Origin of the sequence: Streptomyces sp. NPDC005195 (assembly GCF_040608315.1) — a bacterium.
GTDB classification, from domain to species: domain Bacteria; phylum Actinomycetota; class Actinomycetes; order Streptomycetales; family Streptomycetaceae; genus Streptomyces; species Streptomyces kaempferi.
Genome location: NZ_JBEXHZ010000351.1, coordinates 1 through 1,321 on the forward strand (window position 1 = coordinate 1; position 1,321 = coordinate 1,321).

Consider the following 1,321-nt stretch of genomic DNA (forward strand, 5'->3'; position numbering starts at 1 on the left):
CAGGGCTGATTCATAGTCCTGGCGGATTTGAGAATCTGCTGGTCACAAGGGTGTGACGAACCTTCGCTGCGGCAGTTCAGCAGACAACGAAGCTCCGATGATCAAGGGGACCTACCAAGTCACCCGACCACCGGAGCTTCGATGTGCCGTCAGTCTGCCACTGTCTGTCTGGTCAAGTCGCCCTCGCCTCGGCAACGTGAACTTGCCGACATGGGTGTCCGGTTGGCTGTCCTGCCCGATCCTCGTGGCCGGCGGGGACGGCGTCATGGCCTCGCCTCGGTGTTACTGGCCGCCGCGTGCGCTGTCCTGGCCGGCGCCCGTTCCTATGTGGCGATCGGGCAGTGGGCCCGCCACGCACCCCAGGACACCCTTGCCCGCCTGGGCTTTCGCGCGCGCGGACCGCTCGGCATGCGTGTACCGGCCTCGCCCTCCACCGTGCGTCGGGTGCTGGCCCTGGTATGTCCCGGCGGACTCGCCGACCTGCTGGGACATGACCCAGCAGCGACAGAGTCGGTCGCGGTGGACGGCAAGAGCGCGCGTGGCTCACGTACCGATACCGCCCCGGCCGCCCATCTGCTGTCCGCCGTCACGGCCGCCGGCCGGACCGTCAGCCAACTGCGAATACCCGACAAGACCAACGAGATCACAGGCTTCACCGCCCTGCTGGCCCCGTTCGACCTGACCGGCACCGTAGTGACCGCCGACGCTCTCCACACGCAGCGCGAACACGCGAAATGGCTGGTGGAGGTGAAGAACGCCCACTACCTCCTGGTCGTCAAGGGCAACCAGCCCAAACTCCACGCGGCGGTCAAAGCCCTGCCCTGGAAGGAGGTCACCGCCCGCCGCTACGACCGCGAGACCGGTCACGGCCGACGCGAAACCCGATCAGTCCGGGCACTTACCATCACCGGCCTCGGCCTGGACTTCCCCCACGTGACGCAAGCCGCGAAGATCCACCGGCACCGCACCGACGTCAAGACAGGCAGGATCACCCGCGAGACCGTCTACGCCATCACCGATCTGCCGGCACGCTCGGCATCACCACAGACCATCGGCCGTATCACCAGGTCACAGTGGGGCATCGAGGCCGTCCACCACATGCGGGACACCACCTTCGGCGAGGACGCCTCCACAATCCGGACCGGACACGGACCGGAGAACATGGCCACCCTGCGCAACCTCGCCATCAACACCCTTCGAGACACCGGCCACCGCAGCATCGCCGCAGGACTCCGAGAGACCTCCTACACACCGTTCACCCGTCCACTTGACCTACTTGGACTGGCCTGACCTGCAACGATCAGACTTTGAATCAGCCCTG

The 1,321-nt window shown here is 66.2% G+C and carries 1 protein-coding gene; it reads left to right on the top strand.

Translation table 11 applies throughout. The features are described 5' to 3' along the window. The first annotated feature begins 210 nt into the window (after nucleotides 1-210). Nucleotides 211-1,290: an ISAs1 family transposase gene (locus tag ABZV34_RS39595; RefSeq protein WP_356288188.1), complete on the top strand. Its 1,080-nt coding sequence runs from the start codon at nucleotides 211-213 to the stop codon at nucleotides 1,288-1,290. Nucleotides 1,291-1,321 lie beyond the last annotated feature (31 nt).